This is a genomic window from Streptomyces sp. NPDC018019 (assembly GCF_044327805.1).
GTDB lineage: Bacteria > Actinomycetota > Actinomycetes > Streptomycetales > Streptomycetaceae > Streptomyces.
This window is the reverse complement of the sequence record NZ_JBIRGD010000019.1, coordinates 137,042-157,830: the sequence shown is the minus strand read 5'-3', so window position 1 is coordinate 157,830 and position 20,789 is coordinate 137,042. Positions and strand designations below refer to the sequence as shown.

General features: G+C 72.7%; 20 protein-coding genes. 10 read left to right on the top strand and 10 right to left on the bottom strand.

Annotated features, from left to right (window positions below; translation table 11 throughout):
* Window positions 1-5: 5 nt before the first annotated feature.
* The 3 genes from atpD to ACH4FX_RS28595 all read left to right on the top strand — a co-directional run bounded on the left by atpD (window position 6) and on the right by ACH4FX_RS28595 (window position 2,539).
* Entirely contained in the window at window positions 6-1,448 is a 1,443-nt protein-coding gene (gene atpD, locus ACH4FX_RS28605; RefSeq protein WP_398483699.1) for a F0F1 ATP synthase subunit beta, read from the top strand.
* A gap of 108 nt (window positions 1,449-1,556) precedes the next feature.
* Complete coding sequence (locus tag ACH4FX_RS28600) at window positions 1,557-1,940, top strand: F0F1 ATP synthase subunit epsilon (protein WP_003981308.1); 384 nt, start codon at window positions 1,557-1,559, stop codon at window positions 1,938-1,940.
* A gap of 149 nt (window positions 1,941-2,089) precedes the next feature.
* Window positions 2,090-2,539: a DUF2550 domain-containing protein gene (locus ACH4FX_RS28595; RefSeq protein WP_398483697.1), complete on the top strand. Its 450-nt coding sequence runs from the start codon at window positions 2,090-2,092 to the stop codon at window positions 2,537-2,539.
* Window positions 2,540-2,763: 224 nt separating this feature from the next.
* Here ACH4FX_RS28595 and ACH4FX_RS28590 read toward each other — a convergent pair whose 3' ends face one another.
* From ACH4FX_RS28590 to ACH4FX_RS28580, 3 genes are all read right to left on the bottom strand, one after another.
* On the bottom strand, window positions 2,764-4,881 hold the full coding sequence (locus ACH4FX_RS28590; RefSeq protein ID WP_398483695.1) for a glycosyl hydrolase family 18 protein: 2,118 nt from the start codon (window positions 4,879-4,881) through the stop codon (window positions 2,764-2,766).
* Window positions 4,882-5,150: 269 nt separating this feature from the next.
* Window positions 5,151-5,837, bottom strand: a complete 687-nt coding sequence (locus ACH4FX_RS28585; protein WP_398483693.1) for a response regulator — start codon at window positions 5,835-5,837, stop codon at window positions 5,151-5,153.
* On the bottom strand, window positions 5,834-7,081 hold the full coding sequence (locus ACH4FX_RS28580) for a sensor histidine kinase (protein WP_398483691.1): 1,248 nt from the start codon (window positions 7,079-7,081) through the stop codon (window positions 5,834-5,836). The genes ACH4FX_RS28585 and ACH4FX_RS28580 overlap by 4 nt, the downstream gene beginning before the upstream one ends.
* Before the next feature lie 197 nt (window positions 7,082-7,278).
* On the opposite strand from ACH4FX_RS28580, the gene ACH4FX_RS28575 reads away from it, so the two are divergent.
* On the top strand, window positions 7,279-7,881 hold the full coding sequence (locus tag ACH4FX_RS28575; RefSeq protein ID WP_398483689.1) for a hypothetical protein: 603 nt from the start codon (window positions 7,279-7,281) through the stop codon (window positions 7,879-7,881).
* Between the two features lie 25 nt (window positions 7,882-7,906).
* Here the strand turns inward: ACH4FX_RS28575 and ACH4FX_RS28570 are convergent, their stop codons facing one another.
* Genes ACH4FX_RS28570 through ACH4FX_RS28560 form a run of 3 tightly spaced genes read right to left on the bottom strand, consistent with a single transcriptional unit; the run spans window position 7,907 to window position 10,081 of the window.
* On the bottom strand, window positions 7,907-8,479 hold the full coding sequence (locus ACH4FX_RS28570; RefSeq protein ID WP_398483687.1) for a cob(I)yrinic acid a,c-diamide adenosyltransferase: 573 nt from the start codon (window positions 8,477-8,479) through the stop codon (window positions 7,907-7,909).
* A 10-nt stretch (window positions 8,480-8,489) separates the two neighbouring features.
* Complete coding sequence (locus ACH4FX_RS28565; protein WP_398483685.1) at window positions 8,490-9,245, bottom strand: ABC transporter permease; 756 nt, start codon at window positions 9,243-9,245, stop codon at window positions 8,490-8,492.
* A gap of 53 nt (window positions 9,246-9,298) precedes the next feature.
* A complete protein-coding gene (locus ACH4FX_RS28560) occupies window positions 9,299-10,081 on the bottom strand; it encodes an ABC transporter ATP-binding protein (RefSeq protein WP_398483684.1) in 783 nt (260 codons plus the stop codon).
* Between the two features lie 80 nt (window positions 10,082-10,161).
* Here ACH4FX_RS28560 and ACH4FX_RS28555 point away from each other — a divergent pair, with 80 nt between their 5' ends.
* The 4 genes from ACH4FX_RS28555 (at window position 10,162) to ACH4FX_RS28540 (ending at window position 15,206) form a co-directional block, all read left to right on the top strand.
* Window positions 10,162-10,803 carry a TetR/AcrR family transcriptional regulator gene (locus ACH4FX_RS28555; RefSeq protein WP_398483682.1) on the top strand — a complete coding sequence of 214 codons (642 nt, stop codon included), beginning with the start codon at window positions 10,162-10,164 and terminating at the stop codon, window positions 10,801-10,803.
* Window positions 10,804-10,949: 146 nt separating this feature from the next.
* Entirely contained in the window at window positions 10,950-11,798 is an 849-nt protein-coding gene (locus ACH4FX_RS28550; RefSeq protein ID WP_398483680.1) for a 3-hydroxyacyl-CoA dehydrogenase family protein, read from the top strand.
* A gap of 270 nt (window positions 11,799-12,068) precedes the next feature.
* On the top strand, window positions 12,069-12,392 hold the full coding sequence (locus ACH4FX_RS28545; protein WP_385239533.1) for an STAS domain-containing protein: 324 nt from the start codon (window positions 12,069-12,071) through the stop codon (window positions 12,390-12,392).
* A 291-nt stretch (window positions 12,393-12,683) separates the two neighbouring features.
* Complete coding sequence (locus ACH4FX_RS28540; RefSeq protein WP_398483678.1) at window positions 12,684-15,206, top strand: ATP-binding protein; 2,523 nt, start codon at window positions 12,684-12,686, stop codon at window positions 15,204-15,206.
* A gap of 132 nt (window positions 15,207-15,338) precedes the next feature.
* Here the strand turns inward: ACH4FX_RS28540 and nucS are convergent, their stop codons facing one another.
* Window positions 15,339-16,001 carry an endonuclease NucS gene (gene nucS, locus ACH4FX_RS28535; protein ID WP_398483676.1) on the bottom strand — a complete coding sequence of 221 codons (663 nt, stop codon included), beginning with the start codon at window positions 15,999-16,001 and terminating at the stop codon, window positions 15,339-15,341.
* A 214-nt stretch (window positions 16,002-16,215) separates the two neighbouring features.
* Between nucS and ACH4FX_RS28530 the strand changes: the two genes are divergently transcribed.
* On the top strand, window positions 16,216-16,608 hold the full coding sequence (locus ACH4FX_RS28530; RefSeq protein ID WP_398483674.1) for an SCO5389 family protein: 393 nt from the start codon (window positions 16,216-16,218) through the stop codon (window positions 16,606-16,608).
* A 237-nt stretch (window positions 16,609-16,845) separates the two neighbouring features.
* On the opposite strand, the gene ACH4FX_RS28525 is transcribed toward ACH4FX_RS28530, so the two are convergent.
* A complete protein-coding gene (locus ACH4FX_RS28525; RefSeq protein WP_398483672.1) occupies window positions 16,846-17,874 on the bottom strand; it encodes an LLM class flavin-dependent oxidoreductase in 1,029 nt (342 codons plus the stop codon).
* Between the two features lie 188 nt (window positions 17,875-18,062).
* On the opposite strand from ACH4FX_RS28525, the gene ACH4FX_RS28520 reads away from it, so the two are divergent.
* Entirely contained in the window at window positions 18,063-18,380 is a 318-nt protein-coding gene (locus ACH4FX_RS28520) for an ATP/GTP-binding protein (protein ID WP_365839889.1), read from the top strand.
* A 5-nt stretch (window positions 18,381-18,385) separates the two neighbouring features.
* On the opposite strand, the gene ACH4FX_RS28515 is transcribed toward ACH4FX_RS28520, so the two are convergent.
* Complete coding sequence (locus tag ACH4FX_RS28515) at window positions 18,386-19,546, bottom strand: ABC transporter permease (protein WP_398483670.1); 1,161 nt, start codon at window positions 19,544-19,546, stop codon at window positions 18,386-18,388.
* On the bottom strand, window positions 19,543-20,781 hold the full coding sequence (locus tag ACH4FX_RS28510) for an ATP-binding cassette domain-containing protein (protein WP_398483668.1): 1,239 nt from the start codon (window positions 20,779-20,781) through the stop codon (window positions 19,543-19,545). The genes ACH4FX_RS28515 and ACH4FX_RS28510 overlap by 4 nt, the downstream gene beginning before the upstream one ends.
* Window positions 20,782-20,789 lie beyond the last annotated feature (8 nt).

The following is a 20,789-nucleotide window of genomic DNA, read 5'->3' as shown; positions in this document are numbered from 1 at the left end:
CAACTATGACCACCACTGTTGAGACGGCCACGGCGACGGGCCGCGTCGCGCGGGTCATCGGCCCGGTCGTCGACGTGGAGTTCCCCGTCGACGCGATGCCGGAGATCTACAACGCGCTGCACGTCGAGGTCGCCGACCCGGCCGAAGAGGGCAAGCTCAAGACGCTGACCCTGGAGGTCGCGCAGCACCTGGGCGACGGCCTGGTCCGCGCCATCTCCATGCAGCCCACCGATGGTCTGGTCCGCCAGGCCACGGTGACCGACACCGGCGCCGGGATCACCGTCCCGGTCGGTGACGTCACCAAGGGCAAGGTGTTCAACACCCTCGGCGAGATCCTGAACGTGGACCCGTCCACGGTCGAGGTCACCGAGCGCTGGCCGATCCACCGCAAGGCCCCCAACTTCGACCAGCTCGAGTCGAAGACCGAGATGTTCGAGACCGGCGTCAAGGTCATCGACCTGCTGACCCCGTACGTCAAGGGCGGCAAGATCGGTCTGTTCGGCGGCGCGGGCGTCGGCAAGACCGTCCTCATCCAGGAAATGATCTACCGCGTGGCCAACAACCACGACGGTGTGTCGGTGTTCGCCGGTGTCGGTGAGCGCACCCGTGAGGGCAACGACCTCATCGAGGAGATGACGGAGTCCGGCGTCATCGACAAGACCGCGCTGGTCTTCGGCCAGATGGACGAGCCCCCGGGCACCCGTCTGCGGGTCGCGCTGGCCGGTCTGACGATGGCGGAGTACTTCCGTGACGTCCAGAAGCAGGACGTCCTCTTCTTCATCGACAACATCTTCCGGTACACCCAGGCGGGCTCCGAGGTCTCCACCCTGCTGGGCCGGATGCCCTCCGCGGTGGGTTACCAGCCGAACCTGGCGGACGAGATGGGCCTCCTCCAGGAGCGCATCACCTCGACCCGTGGTCACTCGATCACCTCGATGCAGGCGATCTACGTCCCCGCGGACGACCTGACCGACCCGGCGCCGGCCACCACCTTCGCCCACCTGGACGCGACCACCGTTCTCTCGCGTCCGATCTCGGAAAAGGGCATCTACCCGGCGGTGGACCCGCTGGACTCGACGTCCCGCATCCTGGACCCGCGCTACATCTCGCAGGACCACTACGACTGCGCCTCGCGCGTCAAGACGATCCTGCAGAAGTACAAGGACCTCCAGGACATCATCGCGATCCTCGGTATCGACGAGCTGGGCGAGGAGGACAAGCTCACCGTCCACCGCGCCCGCCGCATCGAGCGCTTCCTGTCGCAGAACACCCACGTGGCGAAGCAGTTCACCGGTGTGGACGGCTCGGACGTGTCGCTGGACGAGTCCATCGCGGCGTTCAACGCGATCGCCGACGGTGAGTACGACCACTTCCCCGAGCAGGCGTTCTTCATGTGCGGTGGCCTGGAGGACCTGAAGGCGAACGCCAAGGAGCTGGGCGTCTCCTGAGGCCCGGCCGCGTTCCGGGGGCGGCCCTGGCCGCCCCCGGCCGTCACGACCACTAGTATTTGACCCAACATCTGCCGCACCCGGCAGGTGGAGACCCGAGGAGCCATCGTGGCTGAGCTGCACGTCGAGTTGGTCGCCGCCGACCGTCAGGTCTGGTCGGGCGAGGCCAGCCTGGTCGTCGCGCGCACCTCGTCGGGCGACATCGGCGTCATGCCGGGGCACCAGCCGCTGCTCGGCGTGCTGGAATCCGGTCCGGTGACGATTCGTACGACCGGCGAGGACGGGGACGGCACCGTCGTCGCCGCCGTGCACGGCGGCTTCATCTCGTTCGCCGACAACAAGCTGTCTCTGCTCGCGGAGATCGCCGAGCTGTCGGACGAGATCGATGTCCAGCGCGCGGAGCGGGCCTTGGAGCGGGCGAAGTCGGAGGCCGACGCGGCCGCCGAGCGCCGCGCCGATGTCCGGCTGCGTGCGGTGGCGGGCGTGCACTGAGGCCCACCACCGACGAGGCACGTCCCTCAGCCGCGGGCTGCGCTGGAATTCTCCAGGGCGGTCCGCGGCTGAGGCAATGCAGGTGCGATTTTCTCCCCTGCGCCCGACCGGCGCCGGGGTAACCCATCGAGGCGAGGAGGTCGGTTCGGATGGTCCTCGCTCTGCTTGTGAGCGGCGCGGTCGTCGTACTGGTGCTGCTGGGGCTCTTCGTCTTCGGACTACGGCGCCGGCTCATCCAGCGCTCCGGCGGCACGTTCGACTGCAGTCTGCGCTGGAACGTGCCCGAGGAAGAGGCCGAGCCCAGCGGCAAAGGCTGGATCTACGGCGTCGCGCGCTACAACGGTGACCGCATCGAGTGGTTCCGGGTCTTTTCGTACGCGCCCCGCCCCCGCCGCGTCCTGGAACGCTTCTCCATCGAGGTCCTCCAGCGGCGCACCCCCCAGGGCGAGGAGGAACTGGCCCTGCTCTCCGACTCCGTCGTGCTCGCCTGCCGCCATCGCGGTACGAGGCTGGAGCTGGCGATGAGCGAAGACGCCCTCACGGGCTTCCTGGCGTGGCTGGAGGCGGCGCCTCCGGGGCAACGAGTCAATGTGGCCTGAATAAGGGCTGCTCGTTGGTTGGGGGTGCCCCCGGACGAAGTCTGGGGGAGAGTCAATGTGGCCTGAATAAGGGCTGCTCGTTGGTTGGGGGTGCCCCCGGACGAAGTCTGGGGGAGAGTGAACGTGGCGTAGCCCGGTGGGGGGTTTTCCGTCTTTCTTGCAGGCCGGAGGCCGGGAAGGCGGGGGCGACGCCGCCTTCCCGGCCGGTCCGGGGCGGGGCCGGGTTACTTCAGGCCGCTGTCGATCGCGGACATCAGTTCGCCGTCGGCCGTGTCGCCGCTGAACTCCCAGAAGAACGCGCCGCCCAGCCCCTGCTGCTTGGCGTAGCTCATCTTCCCGGTGATCGTGGCCGGGGTGTCGTAGCTCCACCAGTTGCCGCCGCAGCGGGCGTAGGCGGTGCCGGCGACGGTGCCAGTGGACGGGCAGCTGGTCTTGAGGATCTTGTAGTCCTCGATGCCCGCCTCGTACTTGCCGGGGGCCGGCCCGGTGGCGGTGCCGCCGGGGGCGTCCTGGGTGACGCCGGTCCAGCCGCGCCCGTAGAAGCCGATGCCGATCAGCAGCTTCTTGGCGGGCACGCCCTTGGCCTTGAGCTTCTGCAGGGCCGCGTCGGTGTGGAAGCCCTGCTTCGGGATGCCCGGGTACGACGTCAGCGGCGAGTGCGGGGCGGTGGGGCCGGTCTTGTCCCAGGCACCGAAGAAGTCGTACGTCATGACGTTGTACCAGTCGGCGTACTGCGAGCCGCCCCCGTAGTCGGCCGCGTCGATCTTGCCGCCGTCCGAGCCGTCGGCCGTGATCGCCGCGGTGACCAGCTGCTTGCCGAACTTGGCGCGCATCGCCTTCATCATCTCGGCGAACGCCGCCGGGCCGCTGGTGTCGCAGGTCAGGCCGCAGGCGTTGGGGTACTCCCAGTCCAGGTCGATGCCGTCGAAGAGGCCGGCCCAGCGCGCGTCGTTGACCAGCTGGTAGCAGGAGTCGGCGAAGGCCGCCGGGTTCTTGACCGCGTCGGTGAAGCCGCCGGACCAGGTCCAGCCGCCGAAGGACCACAGCAGCTTGATGTTCGGGTACTTCGCCTTGAGCTTCTTGAGCTGGTTGAAGTTGCCGCGCAGGGGCTGGTCCCAGGTGTCGGCGACGCCGTCCACGCTCTGGTCGGCGGTGTACGCCTTGTCGGTGGCCGCGTAGGCGTCCCCGATGGTGCACCGGCCGCCCTGGACGTTGCCGAAGGCGTAGTTGATGTGCGTCAGCTTGCTCGCGGAGCCGGAGGTGACCAGGTTTTTCACGTGGTAGTTGCGGTCGTAGACACCCCACTCGGTGAAGTAGCCCAGCTTGACCGCGTCCACGGGCTGTCCGCCGCCCCCGGTGGTGCGCACGGTCGTGGCGGCGCTGGCCGGGCCGGTCTGGTCGGCGGTGTCGCGGGCGACGACGGTATAGGTGTAGTCGGTGCCCTTGGTCAGACCCGAGTCGGTGTAGGCCAGCTTCCCGACCGTGGCGACCTTGGTGCCGTCGCGCAGCACGTCGTAGTCCTTGATGCCTTTGTCGTCGGTGGCGGCGGTCCACGTCAGCCGTACGGAGGTGTCGGTGATGTCGCTCGCCACCGGCTTGCCGGGTGCGGAGGGCGGGTTGTCACCGGGCTGTCCGCCGCCGGTGGTGCGGACGGTGGTGGCGGCGCTGGCGGGGCCGGTCTGGTCGGCGGTGTCGCGGGCGACGACGGTGTAGGTGTACGAGGTGTCCTTGGTCAGGCCGCTGTCGGTGTAGGCGAGCTTCTCGACGGTGGCGACCTTGGTGCCGTCGCGCAGGATGTCGTAGTTCTTGATGCCTTTGTCGTCGGTGGCGGCGGTCCACGTCAGCCGTACGGAGGTGTCGGTGATGTCGCCGGCCACCGGCTTGCCGGGTGCGGAGGGCGGGGTGTCGCCGGGCTGCGCGCCGTCGCAGGGGCCGCCGTTGAGCTTGCAGCCCGTGACGTCACCGCCGCCGGTGCCACTGCCGGTGAAGCCGAAGCTGACCGAGGCGCCGGGGGCGATGGTCCCGTTCCAGTTGGCGTTCTTGGCGGTGTAGTGGCCGTTCGAGCCGCTGACCTGGGCGTCCCAGGCGGAGCCGACGGTGGTGCCGGAGGGGAAGTCCCACTCGACGGTCCAGCCGTTGATGGTGGTGGTGCCGGTGTTCTTCACCGTCCACTGCCCCTGGAAGCCGGTACCCCAGTCGGAGACCTTGGTGTACGTGGCGGTCGCCGACTCGGCGGCGTGCGCCGGGGTGGCACCGGCCAGGCCGATCAGCGCGGCCACGGGCAGGAGGAGTGCGGTCAGGGCCGCGAGGGCTCTTCGTCGGGCGTGGGTGGTGCGTGTCAAGGTTCCGGGTGTCACGGATGCTCCCAGGTAAGGGGGGTGGGAAGGTGGGGGAACCTGCGCCGCCCGGTGAGCGCTGTGGGGCGCGCTCACCGCAAAGATGTGAAGGGAGCGTAAAAAGGTCCAGACCTACGGTCAAGAGGTCTGGACCAAAGTGGGTGGCGGCCTCCGCCGCGCCCGGCCGGCCCCGGCGCCCGGCCGGGCGCGGCGGGGAAGCCGGGCCGGATCAGCCGCGGTAGCCGGTCCGGATCAGCCGAGGTGGCCGCACCGGTTCAGTCGCCGCCCACCCCCAACTCCTGCGCCAGCACCGCCGCCTGCACCCGGCTGCGCAGCTCCAGCTTCCCCAGCAACCGGCTGACATGCGTCTTGACCGTGGCCTCCGCCACCTCCAGCCGGGTCGCGATGTCGGCGTTCGACAGCCCCTGACCCAGGCAGCCCAGCACCTCGCGTTCGCGGCGGGTCAGCGTGTCCAGGACGGACGGGTCCGGCGCCGCGGTGTCGGCGGGTCGCCGTACTGTACGGGGGCTGGCGAACTCCGCGATCAGCCGCCGGGTCACGGCCGGGGCGATCAGCCCTTCCCCGGCGGCCACCGTGCGCACCGCGTCCAGCAGCGCCGCCGCCTCGCTGTCCTTGAGCAGGAAGCCGGCGGCGCCCGCGCGCAGCGCCCCGAAGACGTACTCGTCCAGGTCGAACGTGGTCAGCACCAGCACGTCGGCCAGCTCTTCGGCGACGATCGCGCGGGTCGCCGAGACGCCGTCCAGCCGGGGCATCTGGATGTCCATCAGGACCACGTCGGGGCGCAGCTCGCGGGCCAGCCGCACCGCCTCCTCGCCGTCCGCGGCCTCGCCCGCCACTTCGATGTCGGGGGCCGAGCGCAGGATCAGCACCAGCCCGGCCCGTACGGCGGACTGGTCCTCGGCGATCAGCACCCGGACCGGGCGGCCGGTGGCAGCTGTCATCGTTCCTCTTCCTCCTCGCGGACCGGGAGCGTGGCCCGTACCCGCCATACCTTGCCGTCGCCGGGCTCGCCGCCGTCCTCCGGGCCCGCCTCGAAGTGGCCGCCGAGCAGCGCGATGCGCTCCCGCATGCCGATCAGGCCCGCGCCGGAGCCGGGCGCGCGCGGGCCCGGCCGGTCGCCGAAGGGGCTGGTGACGCAGACGGTGAGCGGGCCGCCGGGGCCGTACGCGAGGCGGACCTCCACCTCGCCGGGCGCCGCGTGCTTGAGGGCGTTGGTCAGCGACTCCTGCACGATGCGGTACGCGGCCAGCTCCACCGGCGCGGGCAGCCGCGCGCTCCCGCCGTCCGCCCGGGCGTCCTGCCGGGCGTCCCGGAGGGTGAACGTCAGGCCGCTGCTCGCCCCGTTGGTGCGGGCCTGCGCCAGCAGCGCGTCCAGCCCGTCCAGGGTCGGCGTGGCCTGTGCCTCGGCCGTCGCGCCGGGTTCCTTCGCGTCCCGCAGCAGCCCGATCAGCCGCCGCATCTCGGCCAGCCCCTGGACGCTGTTCTCGCGGATGACGCCGAGCGCCTCCCGGGTGGCGGCCGGGTCGTCGATGGTCTGCGCGGCCGTGGAGTGGATCGCGATGGCCGACAGATGGTTGGCGACCATGTCGTGCAACTCGCGCGCCATCCGGGCGCGTTCGGCGACGACGGCCTGCGTACGGTCCATCTCGGCCAGCAGCGCGGTCTGTTCGGCCTCCAGCCGGGCGGCCCGCGCGGCGTTGCGGTGCTCGCGGATGATGACGCCGGTCCAGGCGGGCCCGACCGTGATCACCCCGACGCCGATGCCGATCAGCAGGGCCTGCGGGACGTGCAGCACCGCCACCGGCACGACGGTGGCGACGACGGTGAGCAGGATGCTCAGGACCGGGACCCGCCGGGCGGTGGCCGGCGGCCCGTACAGCACCGCGGCGTAGACGACGTCGGTGAACATCAGGATCGTGATGATCAGCCCGCCGGTGCACACGTCCAGCGCGAGCGCGGCAGTGGCCAGGACCAGCGCGGTGCGCGGCGCGCCGCGGCGCAGCAGCTCGGCGCCGGACATCACGGCCAGCGCCACCAGGACCACCCAGCTGGGCACGTTCGCCAGCGGTAGGTTGTTGCGCAGCCCCAGCGCCCACACCAGCAGGCCGCCGAGCAGCCCGCAGACGGCGATGCGCACGTCGTCGCGGTGCGGCCGGGGCAGGGCGGTGAAGGGGCGTGCGGTCACCCCACCATCAAACACGGCGGCGCGGCCCGCCGCCTCCACGCCCCGGCCGAACCGGATGCGCCGCGTCGTACATCGAAAGATGCAGGCCCGGTCCGTCCCGGACCATCGAAAGATGCAGGACCGGATCGTCACGGGCGACGAGGGCACGGGCGGATTCCGGGGCGAGCCTGGAAGGGACCGTGAAGAAGGGGAGTCCCGTGATCGCTGTGCTGATCGTCGCCTGCGAGGTCGGCTTCTGGATACTGCTGGCCGGCGGGCTGGCCCTGCGCTACCTGGCGAGGATGCCGCGTACCGGCCTCGCCGTGCTGCTGCTGGAACCGCTGCTGGAGCTGGTCCTGCTGATCGTCACCGCCGTGGACCTCAAGAACGGCGCGGAGGCCGACTGGAAGCACGGCCTGGCCGCCGCCTACCTCGGCTTCTCGATCGCGCTGGGGCACCGCACGGTCAAGTGGGTGGACGTCCGCTTCGCCCACCGTTTCGCGGGCGGCCCGCCGCCGGTGCCCGCGCCGAAGTACGGCCGGGCCCGTACGGTCTTCGAGTGGCAGTCGGCGGCCCGCTGGATTCTCGCCGCGCTGATCGCGATGGGGCTGCTGGAGGCGGCGGCCCGGTACGTGGGCGATCCCGCGCAGACCGGCTCGCTGCGCGACTGGCAGACCAAGATGCTCTTCGTCATCGGCATCAACCTGGTGATCGCGCTCAGCTACACGCTCTGGCCGAAGCAGGCCCCGGAGCCGGACCCGCTCCCGGGTGGCCCGGACGACCGCGACCGCACCGGGGCCGGCCGGGGGACCGGCCGGTAGGCGCGGCTGCCGGGCCCGGCCGGGGCTACCGCTCGCCGCCCGGCACCCACAGCACGTCCCCCAGCTCCTTGTTGGCCGTCCGGGCCAGGATGAACAGGAGGTCGGAGAGGCGGTTGAGGTAGGTGGCGGTGAGGTGGTTCATGGTGTCGCCGTGCGTCTCCAGCGCCGCCCAGGTGGAGCGCTCGGCACGGCGCACCACCGTGCACGCCTGGTGCAGCAGCGCGGCGCCGGCCGTGCCGCCGGGCAGGATGAAGCTGCGCAGCTTCTCCAGGCCCTCCAGGTAGCGGTCGCAGTCGGCCTCCAGCTTGTCGATGTAGGACTGCTCGACGCGCAGCGGCGGGAACTCCGGGTTCTCCACCACCGGCGTCGACAGGTCCGCGCCCACGTCGAAGAGGTCGTTCTGCACCCGGACGAGCACCTTGACGACGTCCTCCGGCAGCGAGCCGAGCGCGATGGCCACGCCGATCGCCGCGTTGGCCTCGTTCGCGTCCGCGTAGGCCGCGATCCGGGTGTCGGTCTTGGCGGTCCGGCTCATGTCGCCGAGGGCGGTGGTGCCCTGGTCGCCGGTACGGGTGTAGATGCGCGTCAGATTGACCATACGGGCGAGCCTACGCCGCGGCCTTGCGGAAGGCCCGGGTGCACACCGCCGCGGCCAGTACGGCGAGCCCGGCCGCGACCAGCGCGCCGTACAGCATGCTCGCACCGGTGTAATCGCCCACGTAGGCCGCCCGGACGCCGTCCACGAGGTAGCGCAGCGGCATCACGTGCGAGAGCGCGTCCAGCCAGCCGGGCGCGAGGGCCATCGGCAGCATCAGGCCGGACAGCAGCATCGTGGGCATGGTGGCGGCGTTCACGACGGGCCCGAACTCCTGCGGGGTGGAGACCTTCATGGCCAGCGCGTACGAGAACGAGGACAGTGCGACGGTCGTCACGGCGACGAACGCGAACCCGATGAGAATGCCGCCCAGCGGCGCCCGGAGCCCCAGTACCACCGCCGCCAGCACCAGCAGCGCCGACTGGACGGTGAACAGCGCCGCGTCCCGCAGCACCCGCCCCAGCAGCAGCGCGAGCCGGCTGACGGGCGTCACCCGCATCCGCTCCACCACGCCGTACTGCTTCTCGATGATGATGGAGAAGCCGCAGAAGGACCCGCCGAAGAGGGCGAGTTGGAGCAGCAGGCCGGGCACCAGGACCTGCCAGGAGCTGCCCTCGGAGGCCAGCGGCAGGTCGGTCAGCAGCGGGCCGAAGAAGAACAGGTACAGCAGCGGCATCAGCACGCCGAAGAGCATCTGGAGCTTGGACCGCAGGGTCTGCCGGGCGTAGCGCCCGAAGATCAGAGCCGTGTCGGACAGGACGGAGGACATACGGGGACTCCTGGTGGGCGTACGGGACGGCCGGACGGTGGCGGGAAGGGCGGTCAGACGGCCACGGGGGCGGTGTCCGCTGGGGCGGGGCCGCGCCCGGTGATGGCGAGGAAGGCGTCCTGGAGGGACGCGTCGGGCGAGCCGGTGTACGCGGTCTTGAGGGCGCGCGGGGTGCCCTCGGCGGCCACCACGCCCTGGTCCACGACCACCAGGCGGTCCGCGAGCGCGTCCGCCTCGTCGAGGTAGTGGGTGGTCAGGACGACCGTGGTGCCGAAGTCCGTGCTCAGCCGCCGGACCAGCTCCCACAGGTCGGCCCGGCTGCCGGGGTCGAGCCCCGTCGTCGGCTCGTCCAGGAAGAGCACCGCGGGCCGGTGCACCAGCCCCAGCGCGATGTCCAGCCGCCGCCGCTGCCCGCCGGACATCGCGGCGCACTTGCGGTCCAGCAGCCCGTCGAGGCCGAGGGTGTGCGCCAGTTCCTCGGCGCGGGCCGCCGCCCCGGCCTTCGGCAGGCGGTACAGGCGCCCCTGGGTCACCAGTTCCTCCCGTACGGAGACGTTCGGGTCGACGCCGCCGGACTGGGCCACGTAACCGGTGCTGCGCCGCACGCCGTCCGGGTCGTGGACCAGGTCGCAGCCGGCCACCGTCGCGCTGCCGCCGGTGGGCGCGAGGAGCGTGGTGAGCATCCGCAGGGTGGTGGTCTTCCCGGCGCCGTTCGGGCCGAGCAGGCCGAGGATCTCGCCGCGCTCGGCGGTGAGGTCGATGCCGCGCACCGCTTCGACGGGGCCGCGCGGGGTGCTGAAGGTCCGGGCCAGCCCGGACGCGGTGATGACTGCCATGCCGACAGAAAAACAGAGGGGCTGAAAAATTGCAACGCCCCCAAAAATCAACGAGACCCAAGAAGGCGTACGATGCGGGCATGGCTGAGGGACTCAGGGAGCGCAAGAAGCGGCAGACGCGCCAGCACATCTCGGACATGGCCACCGGCCTGTTCCTGGAGCGCGGCTTCGACGCGGTGACCATCGCGGAGATCGCCGAGGTCTGCGACGTCTCGGTCAACACCGTCTACAACTACTTCCCGGCCAAGGAAGACCTCTTCATGGACCGCAGCGCCGGGCTGGTGGACCGCCTCGCGCGCTACGTGCGCGGCCGGGACGCGGGGGAGTCGGCCGCGACCGCCGTCCTGCGCGAACTGCGCGAACAGGTGGAGGCCGTCTCGCCCTCCGTCGGCCTGGTCGAGGGCTACGACCGGTTCATGCGGGTCATCGAGGGCTCCGCCACCCTCAAGGCCCGCCTCTGGCACCTCCAGCAGGAGCAGCTCGTCCGGCTGGAGGAGACCCTGCGGCAGGAGGCCGGCGCGGCGGCGGACGACTGGCTGCCGCTCATGGTGGCGGGCCAGCTCAACTGGGTGCACAGCACGCTCATGGGGTACATCGGCCGCGAGATGATGGCCGGGCGCGCACCCGACGAGGTGTCACGGGAGGCGCTCGCCCTGCTGGACGACCTGGAGGACGCGCTCGGCGGAAAGGTCCTCAACTATGCCGTCCGCGCGGGCGGATGAGGCCGGACGGCGGCCGGGGCGGCCGGGCGGTGTGATGTCCGTCATCCGGGACGTGACGCGCATCTCTAACCCTCCTATCGATCGCCGGCGGGCGCTAACGTCACTGCCGAGAGCCGTCAGGTGTACAGCGTGTTAGGGGACAGCCAGTGGCAAAGAAGCTCGCCGTCATCGGGGCCGGACTGATGGGGTCCGGCATCGCGCAGGTCTCGGCCCAGGCGGGCTGGGAGGTCGTCCTCCGCGATGTGACGGAAGGGGCGCTGGCCCGCGGCAAGGGCGGCATCGAGGCCTCGTACGAGAAGTTCGTGAGCAAGGGGAGGCTGGCCGCCGAGGACGCCGAGCAGGCGCTGGGCCGGATCACCACCACGACCGACCTGGACGCGGCCGCCGACGCGGACATCGTCGTCGAGGCCGTCTTCGAGCGGATCGACGTCAAGCGGGAGATCTTCCAGAACCTGGACAAGCTGGTCAAGGACGAGGCGGTGCTCGCCTCGAACACCTCCGCCATCCCGATCACCAAGATCGCGGCGGCCACCGGCCGCCCCGAACGGGTGGTGGGCACCCACTTCTTCTCGCCGGTGCCGATGATGCAGCTGTGCGAGCTGGTGCGCGGTTACAAGACCAGCGACGAAACCCTCGCCACCGCCCGGGCGTTCGCCGAGTCGGTCGGCAAGACCTGCATCGTCGTCAACCGCGACGTGGCCGGCTTCGTGACCACCCGCCTCATCTCGGCGCTGGTCGTCGAGGCGGCGAAGCTCTACGAGTCCGGGGTGGCCAGCGCCGAGGACATCGACACCGCCTGCAAGCTGGGCTTCGGGCACGCCATGGGCCCGCTGGCCACCGCCGACCTGACCGGTGTGGACATCCTGCTGCACGCCACCGACAACATCTACACCGAGTCGCAGGACGAGAAGTTCGCGCCGCCGGAGATCATGCGGCGGATGGTGGACGCCGGCGATATCGGCCGCAAGAGCGGGCAAGGCTTCTACGAGCACTGATACCGCGTCGGGCGGCTCCGGGGCCGGTGGCACCGCGCTGAGGCCGCGTCAGGCGCCCGGCGGGGTACCGCCGCGGGCACACCGGCCGCTCCGCCGGCCGTCCGCGGCGGCACCGGCACGGTGACCGGCGCGTCACCCGTACGGGCCCGGCGCCTTCACCCTCCGGGGTGAATTCGGTATCGGTTCGCTTACAGGCGGCAACTTCGCCGCATGAGAGGCAGTCAGTTCTGTAGACGTAACGATCGAGCACTCATCACCCGGGGAGCGCATATGCACATCAGGGGCGACCACGCCGAGCTGGTCGTCGGGGGCCGCCTCGACGTCCGCAGCGCGGCGGACGCCCGTACCGTCCTGCACACCGCCGTCGACTCCGGCCAGGGCGACCTGGTGCTCGATCTGACCGGGCTGGACTCGTGGGACGCCACCGGCCTCGGCGTGATCATGGGCGCGCACCGCCGCGCCGGACGGGCCAACCGTCGGCTGGTGCTGCGCGGCGTACCGCCGCAGATGCAGCGGCTCCTGGTCGCCACCCGCCTGCACCGCATCCTCGCCATCGAGGGCGGCATCGAGGCCGAGACCCTGCCACGGGTCTGAAGGGCGCCCGGCCGGCCCCCGCGCAGCGGCACCAAATCCAAGATCTAATGCCGCATACGCGAAGGATTCTCACAACACTGTGACGTTCCGGGCAGGAACGGACCCCGGCGCTTCGTAGATACTGGGCGAAGGTCTAAGGTTCGGTTTTCCGCCGTCCGGTACGCCGCGCGGCGGGCACCGGACCAGAAGCGGCGGCCGGGGGAGCACCCCGGCCGGAGGCTGGGGGAGTGCGGACGGCCGGGACGCAATCGGCCGGTCGGCACGCCAAGCGCATCTGGGGGGCTTTTCACCATGGACCCGAACACCAACCGGGGACCTGAGGAGTACGGAGAGCAGGACGCCCCTGCGACGACGCCGGCGCCCGCGCACGGCGGCCCCGGCGCCGCCCCCGGCGGGCCCGTCCGCACCGTACGGCTCGTATCGGGCCCCTACCTGCTCACCGTCAACCCGGTCGACGGCAGCGAGATCGAACCCTGCCCGCCCGGCGAGCAGCCCGCCGTCCCCGGCAAGTACGGCCCCGAGGAGCGCGCCGAGCTGTCCCGCGCCGCCGCCCCGCCCGCGGTCCCGGTCGCCGCCGGCCGGCCGGCCGCGCTGCTGGAGCGCGCCGAGGAGACCGACCGGCTGGTCCGGCTGCTGTCCCGGGGCAGATCCGTGCGCGTCACCGGCCCGTCCGGGGCGGGCCGGACCCGGCTGCTGGACGCCGTCGCCACCGCCTGCGACGGCGTGGCGCCGGACGGCGTGGTGCGCCTCTCCGGGTACCGCCGTACCCCCACCGACGTGATGTACGAGCTGTTCGCCGCCGTCCACCGGGCGCCGCTGCACCGCCCCGACCGCGGTGAGCTGCTGCGCCTGCTCGGCGAGATCGGTGCGATCGTCGTCCTGGACGACCTCGAATTCGGCGGCGCCGCGCTGGACGAACTGCTGGGCGCCACCCCCGAGTGCGCCTTCCTGCTGGCCGCCACCCCCGACGTCGCCGCCCCCTCGCCCGGCTCCCACCTCGAAGAGGTCTTCCTCGGCGGCATCAGCCGGGACGCCTGCCGGGAACTGCTGGAGGGCGCCGTCGGCCGGCCGCTCACCGACGAAGAGGCCGCCTGGGCCGCCGACCTGTGGTTCGAGTCCGAGGGGCTGCCGCTGCGCTTCGTGCAGGCCGGTGCGCTGCTGCGGCACCGGGCGCGGGACGGCGAGGGCGGCTCCGACGCGTACGGCGAACCGTCGGATGACGCGCCCGCCGGCGAGGACACGCCGCTGCCGACCGTCGCCGAGGCCGCCTCGCCCGCGCCGCTGATCGCCGCCCGGCTGAGCGAGGCCGCGCGCGAGACGCTGCGCTTCGCGGTCGCGCTGGGCGGCGAACTGCCCCACCAGGCGCACCTGCCCGCGCTCGCCCAGGACGCCCACGCGGACGCCGCCCTCGGCGATCTGCTGGGCTGCGGGCTGATCACCCCGGCCGGGGCGCACTACCGGCTCGCAGCCACCGTCCAGGAGCAGCTGACGGCCGCCGGGTACGCGGACGGCGCCGGCGAGCGGGCGCTGACCGCCGCACAGCACTACGCCTGGTGGGCCGGGCACCCCTCGGTCACCCCGGAGCGGGCCGCCGCCGAGTCCGACGCGATCCTGGCCGCGATGGGCGTGCTGACCGGCAGCCGGGACGGCGGCCACCCCAGCGCCGCCGTGCTCCTGGCCCGTACGGCCGCCCCGGCCTTCGCCGCGGCCCTGCACTGGAGCGCCTGGGAGCGCAGCCTGCGGCACGGCGCGGAGGCCGCCCGGATCGCCGGGGAGGTGGCCGAGGAGGCGTACTTCCACCACGAGCTGGGCGTCCTCGCGCTGTGCACCGGCAACCTGGACCGGGCACGGGCCGAGCTGGAGGCGTCGATAGGGCTGCGCGGCGTGCTCTCCGACCGGCGCGGCACGGTCGCCGGCCGGCGCGCGCTGGCGCTGGTCGCGGACCGCTCCGGCACGTTCACCCCGCCCGCCGGGGCGGCCACCCCGGCCGGTGAGGAGATCCCGGACGCCCGTACGGAGGAGTCGGTCTCGCCGCCCGGCGGGGTGCCCGCCGGTCTCGCCGCGGCCCCGGCCGTCGACGCGACCGCGCCCACCGTCGTCACCCGCAGCGCCGCCGCCGGTACGGGCACGGGCCGCGGCCCGGCCAAGGGCCGCCGTGCGCTGGTGCTCGGCGCCCGGCGCAACCTGGTCGCCGCGGGCGCCGGAGCGCTGCTCGTCGCCGTGCTGGGCACCGTCGTCACCCTGGGCGCGGTCTCCGGTTCCGACGGCGGCACGGGCGACAAGGTCACGACCGAGCAGTCCGCCGAACCGGGGCAGAGCGACAGTGGTCTGCCCGCCGACCAGCCGGACAGCAGCAGCACCCGGACCGGCCAGGGCAGCCGTCCCGGCACGGGCACGGGCACCCGGTCCGGCTCCACGGCGCCGGGCGCGCCGGGCACCAGCGGACGGCCGAGCGGCGGCGCGACCGCGCCGAGCACCGGCGCCACGGACCCGACGACCGGCGGGCCGACCGGTGGCAGCACCCGCCCGACCGACCCGTCGACGCGGCCGACGGACGGCAGCACCCGCCCGACCGACCCGGGCACCACGGGCAAGCCCACCGGCAAGCCGACGCCCACCGACAAGCCCACCGCCACCAGTAAGCCGACGCCCACCGACAAGCCGACCAGCCAGGAGCCGACGGGGACGTCCGGCAGCTCCGGCACCGGGGGCGGCAGCGCCTCGGCGACCACCGCAGGCGGCGGCGGTGGCACGGCCGGCGGCACCGGTGGCGGCACGACGGGCGGGACGACCGGTGGGACGGACAACGGCTGAGCGCAGCACGACGGCCCGGTACGCGACCGTCCGCCACCAGGGCGGGCGTTCCCGTACCGGGCCGTCGTCATCCGTACCGGCAGGATGCGCGGGCCCCGCGCGGCACCCGTGGCCCGCGCGGCGTGGCCGTGCTCAGAACAGGCGCAGCTTGTCGTCCTCGATGCCGCGCAGCGCGTTGTAGTCCAGCACGACGCAGCCGATGCCGCGGTCGGTGGCCAGCACCCGCGCCTGCGGCTTGATCTCCTGAGCCGCGAACACCCCCTTGACCGGGGCCAGGTGGGGGTCGCGGTTGAGCAGTTCCAGGTAGCGGGTGAGCTGCTCGACCCCGTCGATCTCACCGCGCCGCTTGATCTCCACGGCGACCGTCCCGCCGTCCGCGTCCCGGCACAGGATGTCCACCGGGCCGATGGCCGTGGGGTATTCGCGGCGGATGAGCGAGTAGCCCTCGCCCAGTGTCTCGATCCGGTCGGCGAGCAGCTCCTGGAGGTGCGCCTCCACCCCGTCCTTGATGAGACCGGGGTCCACCCCCAGCTCGTGGGACGAGTCGTGCATCACCTCTTCCAGCGTGATGATGAGCTTCTCGCCGCCCTTGTTCTCCACCGTCCACACGCTGCCGTCGCCCTCCTTGAGGGTGCACGGCGGGGACATCCAGTTCAGGGGTTTGTAGGCCCGGTCGTCCGCGTGGATGGAGACCGAACCGTCCGCCTTTACGAGGATGAGGCGGGGGGCCGACGGGAGGTGGGCACTGAGCCGGCCCGCGTAGTCCACGGAGCAACGGGCAATGACGAGACGCATGGTGCGCCACGCTACTCGACCGGGGGCCGCGGACGCGATTCGCCCCTGAAGCGCCCCGTTCACCGGTGGCCGGTTGTCTCCGCAATCTCCTGGTGCGGGCCGGATGACCGGCATACCGTTGAAGCGGGGGGTCGTGATACGGACACGCTCCGTCGCGAGCCTCCCGGCCGATACCTGAGGCCCCGCTCCGGCGGGGCCGCGAGAGGAGAACCTCATGTCGCTCGACGTCTCACCGGCCCTCCTCGAACAGGCCGAGCGAGGCGAGGTCGACGAAGCGGAATTTGTCGACTGCGTCCGGAGCTCCCTGCCGTACGCATGGGAGATGATCAGCTCGCTGGTGGCCCGGCTGAAGGTGGACGGCGGTCAGTTCGCCGACAACCAGACGCCGCCGCCGGACGAGCAGGCGCGCGGTCAGCTGCTGCGTGCGCTGGCGAGTGACGCGATACGCGGGTCCTTGGAGCGCCATTTCGGTGTGCGCCTGGCGTTCCAGAACTGCCACCGGGTCGCGGCCTTCCCGCTCGACCCGTCGGTGGACGACCGGCTGGCCGCATTCACCTCCGTCCGCGGCCAGTTGCTGAACCAGTCGCCCGAGCTGCGCGACTGCTGACCGGGGAACGCTGCCGCTGCGCACGCCGCAGGCGAGACGCGGCGCCGGTGCGCCGGCGGCAGCACCGGGCAACCCGGGCCCGGCTACGCAGAGTTGGAAAACTCCATCGGTCATCCTCCGGTTGCGGGACCGGAGACCGGTGCGATCGCGCCAGGCGGGGGACGCTCCGCTGCCGCCCGGCCGGCCGTGCGGAACCGGCCGGCCGGGCGGAGCGCTTTTCCGCCCGCCGCTCCCGGCTCAGCCGAGCCGCGGGAGCACCTCGGCACCCAGCCGCCGGACGTTCTCCTCCGTGGCGGCCAGGTCGCCGGAGCCCTCCACGAGCAGCGCGAAGCGCCGGATGCCCGTCCGCTCCGCCGAGGCCGCCAGCCGGTCGGCGCACAGCTCCGGCGGCCCCACCGGATGCAGGTCGCAGAGCAGTTCCGTGTACGTCAGCGGGTCGCGCATGGCGCGGTAACGGCCGTCGACCGTCTCGTGGGCCGCCAGGCCGCGCCGCAGCCAGCCCGGCATGGCCTTGGTGAGCACCTCGGCCGCGCCCTGCCGGGTGTCGCCGACCTGCACCACGCCGGCCGAGACGTGCTCCGCCGCCGCGACCTCGGCCGGGTCCCGCCCGGCCGCCAGCGACAGGCTGCGCCACAGCGCGACCATCTCCGCCTTGTCCTCGTCACCGCAGTGCATGCCCAGCAGCATGGGCAGCCCGCGCTCGGCGGCCAGCCGCACCGACCGGGGCGAGGTGCAGGCCAGGACGACCGGCGGCCCGGCCGGCATCTCCAGTGACTCGTCGGGCCGCGGCACCACCGCGACCTCCCGGAAGGAGTGCCGCTCGCCCGCGGCGCCGACCCGGGGCTCGCGCAGCCAGCGCAGCAGCAGGTCCAGCGATTCGGGGAAGTGCCGTTCGTAGGCGGCCAGGCCGGTGCCGAAGACCTCCAGGTCCACCCAGGGGCCGCCGCGGCCCACCCCGAGAGTGAACCGGCCGCCGGTGGTCAGGTGCAGCAGTGCCGCCTGCTCGCCGAGGGCGACCGGGTGCTGGGTCGGCAGCACGCTGACGGAGGTGCCGACGCCGATTCTCCTCGTACGCCCCAGCAGCAGCGCGGCCAGGGTCGTCGCCGACGGGCAGACCCCGTACGGCATGAAGTGGTGCTCGGCCAGCCAGACCGCGTCGAGTCCGGCCTCCTCGGCGACCTCCGCGGACCGCACCGCCCGGTGCAGCGCCTCCCCCTGTCCCTGACCCGGAAACTGAGCGGCCAGGATGAATGCCCCAACGCGCATCGCTCTTCTGCCTCCTCGCAGCCGACGCGACATCCCCCTAACAGGCAACAACGGGTGACACGTGCCAAGGGCACGGCCTGCGGCGAAGTTTCCCGATGATCGCAGGATCGTGGTGGGCGGCGGGCCCCGTGACCGATCCGCGTAGGGTGGTGACGGCCCGTGACCCCGTAGATTTCCCGAGGTGCCCAGTGTCTCCGCGTCGAAACCGCCCCCGCGGCGGTGAGAAGCCAGCCGACCACGCGGGCGGGGGCCGCTACGGTCTCGAACGTACCGAGGAGTGGCGCGGTGAGGAGTGGGTCGTACGGCACCTGGGGGGTGGCGGTGCGGCCAAGCACTACCGCTGCCCGGGCTGCGACCAGGAGATCCCGCCGGGGGTGCCGCACGTCGTCGCCTGGCCGCGGGAAGGTGACGTGGACGACCGCAGACACTGGCACAAGGCGTGCTGGAACGCACGGGACCGCCGGAGCGCGCGGCTCCAGCGGTCCCGTAACGCGCCGAGGTACTGAGGTCCCTACACGTCGCGCTTCTGCAGTGCCGTGTAGGCGCCGGCGAGGACGACGGCGGTGACGCCCAGGAGGACGAGCAGCGGCTGCCAGCCGGCCGGGCCGTCGGGCATGAACGGCTGGTCGTAGATCGCGCCGAGGCTGTTCGGGATCGAGTACTCGATCAGCTTGGTCGCGAACGGGCGCAGGCTCTCCGAACCGAGCATGAACACGGCCATCAGCATGGGCAGCAGGACCAGGCCCATCATCGCGCTGATCGCGCCGGCCGAGTGTCGCAGCAGCGCGCCCACGCCCAGGGCCAGCAGGCTCAGCACGGCCACGTACAGGCCGGAGCCGAGCGTGGCGCGCAGCCACTGGCCTCCGGTGGGTGCCGGGCCGTTGAGCATCCCGGCGTGCAGCATCGCGACCAGCGTGTTGGAGACCGTGGTGATGACGAACGTCAGCCCGAACAGGACGATCGCCTTGGCGGTCAGCACCCGGGCCCGGCTGGGGCAGGCCGTGAACGTCGTACGGATCATGCCGGTGCCGTACTCCGAGGAGATCACCAGTACGCCGAGGGGGAGCACGCACAGCGTCCCGAGCAGCAGGCCGAACCAGGCGAAGCCGAGCTTCGGCTCGACCACCCGGTCCGGGCCCGCCAGCGCCAGCGACGTCAGCAGCCCGATGCCGACGTTCAGCAGGATCAGCACGCCGAGCGTCCACATCGTGGAGCGCACCGAGCGGATCTTCGTCCACTCGGAGGCGAGGGCGTGGCCCAGGTTCGTGCGGCGGACGGGGATCGGCGAGACGTAGGCCGGGGCGGCGCCGGGGCCGGCGGCCTGCCAGGCGGCCGGGATCTGCTGCTGGTGGGGCGGCTGCGGGCCGTGCTGCGGCGCGGGCTGGTGCGGCGGCTGCTGCGGCTGGGGCGGCTGCTGGGGCGGGGGACCGGTGGGCGGCTGCTGGGCCTGGAGCGTCATGGTGCCCGCGTCCTTGCGCGCGCCCTGCTGGGCCTGCGGAGCGGCCTGGGCCTGGGGCGCGGGCTGGGCCTGGAGCATCATCGTGCCCGCCTCACGCGCCGGCTGCTGCGCGGGCGGCTCCGGGGCCTCGGCCGGGGGCATCGGCGCGGCGGCGCCGGGGGCGTCGGTGTCGTGCGGCTCAGGCTGCGGCTGCGGCTGCTGAGGGCTGGTCATCGGGCGTCCTCGGTGTGCGGCTTGGAGATGTCGGCGGGGGCGGCGGGCGGCATCGGCGCGGGGGCACCGGCCTGCGGGCCCGGCTGCGGCTGCGCGTACGGGTTCGGCTGTCCGTACGGCGCGCCCGGTCCGGCCGCCGGCGGGTGACCCTGGCCCGGTGCCTGCGCGTACGGGTTCGGCTGCCCCGGGTGGCCGGGCTGCCCGTACGGACCCGGCTGCGGCGCCCCAGGCGCGTACCCCTGCGGCGGCTGTCCCGGCATGCCGGGGCCCTGCGGCGGGTGCCCGGCCGCCTGCTGCTGGAGACCGGCCCGCTGGTCGGCCGTCGAGCGGTAGTCCACGACGCCCTGCGTCAGCCGCATGTACGCCTCTTCCAGGGACGCCTGGTGCGGCGACAGCTCCCACAGGCGGATGTCCGCGTCGTGGGCGAGGTCGCTGATGCGCGGCAGCGGCAGCCCGGTGACGCGCAGCGCGCCGTCCGGTTCCGGCACGACCTGGGCGCCCGCCTCGCCGAGCAGCGCGCCGAGCTTCTCGCGCAGCTGCGGCTCGGTGTCCGGCGTGCGGACCCGGGCGAAGTCGGCGGAGTTGGCCGAGATGAAGTCCTTGACCGACATGTCCGCCAGCAGCTGGCCGCGGCCGATGACGATCAGGTGCTCGGCGGTCAGCGCCATCTCGCTCATCAGGTGCGAGGAGACGAAGACCGTACGGCCCTCGGCGGCCAGCTGCTTCATCAGGTTGCGGACCCACAGGATGCCCTCCGGGTCCAGGCCGTTGACCGGCTCGTCGAAGAGCAGTACCTGCGGGTCGCCGAGCAGCGCCGCCGCGATGCCCAGGCGCTGGCCCATGCCGAGCGAGAAGCCGCTGGAGCGCTTGCGGGCGACGTCCTGGAGCCCGACCACGCCGAGCACCTCGTCGACCCGGCGCGCCGGGATGCCGGAGAGCTGGGCGAGCGAGAGCAGGTGCTGGCGCGCGCTGCGGCCGCCGTGCACCGCCTTGGCGTCGAGCAGCGCGCCGACGTGGCGCGGGGCGTTGGGCACCTGGCGGAACGGGATGCCGCCGATCGTGACGCGCCCCGCGGTCGGGGTGTCCAGCCCCAGGATCATGCGCATCGTCGTCGACTTGCCGGAGCCGTTGGGCCCCAGGAAGCCCGTGACGGTGCCCGGCCGTACCCGGAACGACAGGTTGTGCACGGCCGTCTTGGCGCCGTAGCGCTTCGTCAGGCCGACTGCCTCGATCATTCTCCGCC